At 73.6% G+C, this 5,160-nt stretch carries 5 protein-coding genes; all 5 read right to left on the bottom strand.

Annotated elements, in window-relative coordinates:
- Nucleotides 1-82: 82 nt before the first annotated feature.
- Complete coding sequence (locus ABD401_RS13220) at nt 83-1,267, bottom strand: ABC transporter permease (RefSeq protein WP_344605405.1); 1,185 nt, start codon at nt 1,265-1,267, stop codon at nt 83-85.
- A complete protein-coding gene (locus tag ABD401_RS13215; RefSeq protein ID WP_344605403.1) occupies nt 1,264-1,965 on the bottom strand; it encodes an ABC transporter ATP-binding protein in 702 nt (233 codons plus the stop codon). The genes ABD401_RS13220 and ABD401_RS13215 overlap by 4 nt, the downstream gene beginning before the upstream one ends.
- A 9-nt stretch (nt 1,966-1,974) precedes the next feature.
- On the bottom strand, nt 1,975-3,327 hold the full coding sequence (locus tag ABD401_RS13210) for an efflux RND transporter periplasmic adaptor subunit (protein WP_344605401.1): 1,353 nt from the start codon (nt 3,325-3,327) through the stop codon (nt 1,975-1,977).
- A 65-nt stretch (nt 3,328-3,392) separates the two neighbouring features.
- Nucleotides 3,393-4,202 (bottom strand): pyrroline-5-carboxylate reductase, encoded by an 810-nt coding sequence (gene proC / locus ABD401_RS13205; protein WP_344605399.1) that lies wholly within the window; start codon nt 4,200-4,202, stop codon nt 3,393-3,395.
- Between the two features lie 5 nt (nt 4,203-4,207).
- A complete protein-coding gene (locus ABD401_RS13200) occupies nt 4,208-5,137 on the bottom strand; it encodes a proline dehydrogenase family protein (RefSeq protein WP_344605535.1) in 930 nt (309 codons plus the stop codon).
- Nucleotides 5,138-5,160: the final 23 nt, after the last annotated feature.

Genomic DNA, 5,160 nt, shown 5'->3' with positions numbered 1-5,160 from the left:
GCGTTCCCGGAGCGGGGCGGGGCGGGGGCGGGGCGGCGCGGCGGCGGGGCGGGGGCGGGGCGGCGCGGCGGCGGGGCGGGCGCTAGTCGGTGCGGAGGGCGACGACGGGGTCGAGGCGGGCGGCGCGACGGGCGGGGGCGACGCCGAAGAAGACGCCGACGCCGGCGGAGACGGCGAAGGCCATCGCCGGGGACCACCAGGTGATGACGGCCGGGACCGGGGACAGGAGGTCGATCAACAGGGAGCCGCCGATCCCGATCGCGATGCCGATGCAGCCGCCGACGGCGGTGAGCAGGACGGCCTCGATGAGGAACTGCAGCAGGACGTCGCGCTGGCGGGCGCCGAGGGCCTTGCGGAGACCGATCTCGCGCGTTCGTTCCCGCACCGAGACCAGCATGATGTTCGAGACCCCGACGCCGCCGACGAGCAGCGAGATCGCGGCGATCGCGGCGAGCACGAGGGTGAGCAGGCCGAGGATCTTGCCGATCGTCCCGAGGATCTCGGACTGGGTGACCGCGGAGAACTCCTCGCCGGGGTACCGGTCGGCGAGGGCCTCGACGAGCTTGGGCTGCAACTCGTCGACGCGGTCGGAACTCGGCGCCTTCACGACGATCGCGTCGATGCGGTCGCTGCCGAGCATGCGCTGAGCCGTGGTGACCGGGACGTGGATCTCCCCGTCGCGGCTGACGCCGAACGCCGACCCCCGTTCGGAGTAGACGCCGATGACCCGGAACCGGACGCCGGCCAACGTGAGCTGACGCCCGATCGGGTCGACGTCGCCGAACAACTTCTCCGCGGCCTGCGACCCGAGCACGGCGACGCGGCGACGGGTGTCGACGTCGGTCTTCGAGATTGCCTGCCCGCGGGCGAGGGGCCGTTCGAAGACTCTCGTCAGCGTCTCGGTGACGCCCTGCATCGAGGTGAAGGTCTCGCGGGTGCCGACGCGCGCGGTCTCACCCGAGGTGAGCGAGGCCGTCACGGCGTCGCGGTTGCCGACGACCCGGCCGAGCAGGTCGACGTCGTCGAGCGAGAGCCGGCTGACGGTCGGCGCCGAGCCGAGCTCGAACTTGCCGGGGACGACGACGAGGAGGTTCGACCCGAGGCCTTCGACCTGGCCGGTGACCTCCTTCTTCGCCCCGCCGCCGATGCCGACGAGCAGCACGACGGCCGCCACGCCGATGATGACGCCGAGCATGGTCAGCAGGCTGCGGAGCCGGTTCGCGCGCAGCGCCTCGAACGCGACGCGGAACCCTTCGAGGAAGGTCATGCCGCCTCGCCCGGGGCGGCGGAGTCGTAGGCGATCCGGCCGTCGCGGATGGTGATCTGGCGCGCGGCGTGGGCGGCGATGTCGGGCTCGTGGGTGACGAGCACGATCGCGACGCCGGACGCGTTGAGCTCGCCGAGCAGCTTCATGACCTCGTCGCCGTTGCGGGTGTCGAGGTTGCCGGTGGGCTCGTCGGCGAAGACGACCGTCGGCTGCCCCACGAGCGCCCGTGCGATCGCGACGCGCTGCTGCTCACCGCCGGAGAGTTGGTTCGGCCGGTGGTCGAGCCGGTGCCCGAGCCCGACGCGCCCGAGCGCCTCCTCGGCCAGCTTGCGCCGCACGGACTTGCGCATCCCCCGGTACAGCAACGGCATCGCGACGTTGTCGACCGCGGACGTCCGCGCCAGCAGCGCGAACGACTGGAAGACGAAGCCGATCGTCGCGTTGCGCAGCTCCGCGAGCTCCGCGTCGTTGAGGGTGTTCACGTCGCGGCCGGCGATGCGGACGATCCCCGCCGTCGGCCGGTCGAGCGCACCGAGGACGTGCATCAGCGTCGACTTGCCCGAGCCCGACGGCCCGGTCACCGCGACGTAGTCCCCGGCCCCGACCGCGAGCGAGACGCCGCGCAGGGCACCGACGTCGCTGTCCCCCAGCGTGTAGGTCCGGTGGAGGTCGACGGCCTCGATCATGGGCACAGACATGACGGCCCGTCAGACCTTGGCGCCCTCGCGGATCTCGTCGGCACCGCGGACGACCACGGTGTCACCGACCGAGACTCCGCTGAGGACCTCCACATACTCCTCGCCCTCGGCGCCGAGCTTCACCTCGCGCCGGACGGCCTTGCCGTTCTCGACCACCCAGACGGTGTCGCGCGCCCCGTCGCGGACGAGGGCGGAGGCGGGCACCGACATCGTGTTGTCGGCCTCGGCGACCTTGAGCCCGACGACGGCGCTCATGCCCGGCCGCGGGCGCGGGGCCTCCTCACCGTTGGGGAAGCGACCCGGCTCCAGCGCGAGCGTGACGGCGTAGCTGACGCCACCGCGGGCGGAGGTCGTCGGCGCGAGGTCGATGAACCTCACCGCCGCCGGGTAGACCGCGCCGGGGACGGCGTCGAGCTCGATCTCGGCCCCGATGCCCTCGGTGACGGTGAGGATGTCGGTCTCGTCGACCTCGGCCCGCAACGTCAGCTCGGAGTCGTCGATGATCGTCGCGAGCAGGCCCCCGGCCTCGACCGGCGACCCGACGCCGACCGGCCCGCCGGCGGCCGAGCCGGCTCCGCCCCCGGTCGCGCCGAGCAGCGCGGAGGCCTGGCCCAGCGCCTCGGCCGGCAGGGCGCCGAGCAGCGCGGACGGGTCCGCGCCGCTGCCGCCGGTGCCGGACCCGAGCGTGACGACGCCGTCGGCCGGCGCCTTGATCGTGAGCGCCTCGACCGTGCGCCGCGCGGCCGCGACCGCGGCCTGGGTCTGCAGCCGCCCGGCCGCGGAGATCGAGGACAGCGCCTCGCCGAGGCTGCCGAGCCCGGCGGTGAATCGATCGATGGCGGCCTGGGCCTGCGCCTGGGCAGCGGTGAACGAGGCCCGCAGGCTCGCGGTCTGGGCGAGGGCGGCGTCGCGCGCCGGGCCCTCGGGCAACAGACGGGCCACGGCCTCGGCGTCGTCGAAGGCCTTCAGAGCGGCCTTGGTCGACTCGCTGTCGGAGAGGTTGCCGCCGGCCGGGATCGAGATCCTGGCGTCGCCCACCTCGGCGGCCGCGGCCTGGGCGGCGGCGAGCGCGTCCTCAGCGGCGGGCGAGTCCAGTGTGAGGAGGATGTCGCCCTTCTTGACCGTCTGCCCGGACTTCACGAGCAGGGTGTCGACGGTCGCCGCGGCGGGCGCGCGCAGCGTGACCTGCGTCCGCGCGACGACGGCACCCGCGGCCTCGACGACCTCCGCGACCGACCGGCGCTCGACCGTGCCGAGTTCGACGCTCTTCCCGTCGCCCCCGCACGCCGACAGACCGGTCAGGCACAGGCCCGCAGCCAGCACCACCCCGGCGGCCCGCCCCCGCCCGGACCAAGATCGCATGTCGCCATGCTAGGAACGGTTCGGCCTCACGTCAGGCGATTAATAGAACTCGAGGTCGGATTAATTCAGCCGAGGCCGGAGGCGAGCTCGCGGGACCGGTCACGGGCGGCCTCGAGGGCGCCGATCATGGCCGCCCGGACGCCGTGGTTCTCCATCTCCCGGATGGCGGCGATCGTGGTCCCCGCCGGCGACATGACGGCCTCACGGAGCTTGACCGGGTGCTCGCCGGTCTCCTTGAGCATGGTCGCGGCGCCGATGGCGGTCTGGACGATCAGGCGGTACGCGACCTCGCGCGGAAGTCCGAGCAGGATCCCGGCGTCGGTCATCGCCTCGACGAGGTAGAAGAAGTACGCCGGGCCGGACCCGGACAGCGCGGTGACGGCGTCGAGCTGCGACTCCGGGACCCGGATCACCTCACCGACCGGCGAGAGGAGGTCCTCGGCGAGCTTCATGTGGTCGCCGGTCGCGTGGGCACCGGCGGAGATCGCGCTCATCGCCTGGTCGACGAACACGGCGGTGTTCGACATGACGCGCACGACCGGCACGTCCGCGTCGAAGTTCCGCTCGATGAACGCGGCCGGGATGCCGGCGGCGACCGAGACGACCAACTGCTCCGGCCGGGCCGCCTTGCCGATGTCGGCGAGCAGCGCCGGCATGTCCTGCGGCTTGACCGCCAGGATGATCACGTCGGCGTCGGCGATGGCGCCGGCCGGCTCCGCGGTCGTGACGCCGTAGCGCTCGCGCAGCTCCGCGGCCCGCTCCGGGTGCCGTTCGGAGACGACGATGTCCGCCGCCGTGCGCCCGGCGCGCAGGATCCCGGCGAGGAGCGCCTCACCCATCTTGCCGCCGCCGAGCAGGGCCACCCGCTGGCTCATGTGCTTCACCCTCTCGTCAGCAGCGCCCGTGCGAAGAAGGCCACGTTGGCCGGGCGCTCGGCGAGCCTACGCATGAGGTAGCCGTACCACTCCTCGCCGAACGGGACGTACACGCGCACGGTCCGGCCGGACGCGGCCAGACGACGCTGCTCGTCCGGGCGCACACCGTAGAGCATCTGGTACTCGAAGTCGCCCGGGTTCCGGCCGGCGCGGGCCGCGAGCTCGGCGGCGATGGCGATCATCCGCGGGTCGTGGGACGCGACCATCGGGTAGCCCTCGCCCGCCATCAGGACCTTCAGGCAGCGGACGTAGGACCGGTCGACCTCGTGCGGGTCCTGGTACGCGACGGCGGCGGGCTCCCGGTACGCGCCCTTGCACAGCCGCACCCGGGACCCGGCGGTCGCGAGATCCCGGCAGTCGGCCTCGGTCCGGTGCAGGTACGCCTGCAGGACCGCGCCGACCCACGGGAAGTCCGCGCGCAGGTCGCGCAGCACCTCCAGCGTCGCGTCGGTGGTGGTGTGGTTCTCCATGTCGAGCGTGACGGTGGTGCCGTACGCCGCCGCGGCCGCACACACCTTGGCCGCGTTCTCGTACGCGATCCGGTTCCCGTCGGCACCGAGGGCCTGCCCGAGCGAGGACAGCTTCAGCGAGATCTCCGCGCCGCCGGTCAGCCCGGCCGCGGCGAGGGCGTCGAGAGCCTGCAGGCAGACGTCGCGCATGTGGTCGGCCTGGCCGCGGTCGAGGGTGTCCTCGCCGAGATGGTCGAGGGAGACCCGCAGCCCCGACCCGACGAGGTCGCCCGCGACCGTGACCGCCGCGTCCAGGCTCCGGCCGGCGACGAAGCGCCGGACGACCTCGCGCGTGCCGGGGGCGGAGGTGATCAGGTCGCGGACCCGGTCCGACCGGGAAGCGGCGAGGAGCGCGGTGCGCAGCACGAGCCCATGGTGACGGACAGTCG

It is taken from the genome of Sporichthya brevicatena, assembly GCF_039525035.1.
GTDB lineage: Bacteria > Actinomycetota > Actinomycetes > Sporichthyales > Sporichthyaceae > Sporichthya > Sporichthya brevicatena.
This window is presented reverse-complemented; position numbering and strand designations above follow the sequence as displayed.

Excerpts from the sequence above, each read along its gene's own strand:
- ABD401_RS13220 (WP_344605405.1), bottom strand. The coding sequence starts at position 1,267 with ATGACCTTCCTCGAAGGGTTCCGCGTCGCGTTCGAGGCGCTGCGCGCG.
- ABD401_RS13215 (WP_344605403.1), bottom strand. The coding sequence starts at position 1,965 with ATGTCTGTGCCCATGATCGAGGCCGTCGACCTCCACCGGACCTACACG.
- ABD401_RS13210 (WP_344605401.1), bottom strand. The coding sequence starts at position 3,327 with ATGCGATCTTGGTCCGGGCGGGGGCGGGCCGCCGGGGTGGTGCTGGCT.
- proC (WP_344605399.1), bottom strand. The coding sequence starts at position 4,202 with ATGAGCCAGCGGGTGGCCCTGCTCGGCGGCGGCAAGATGGGTGAGGCG.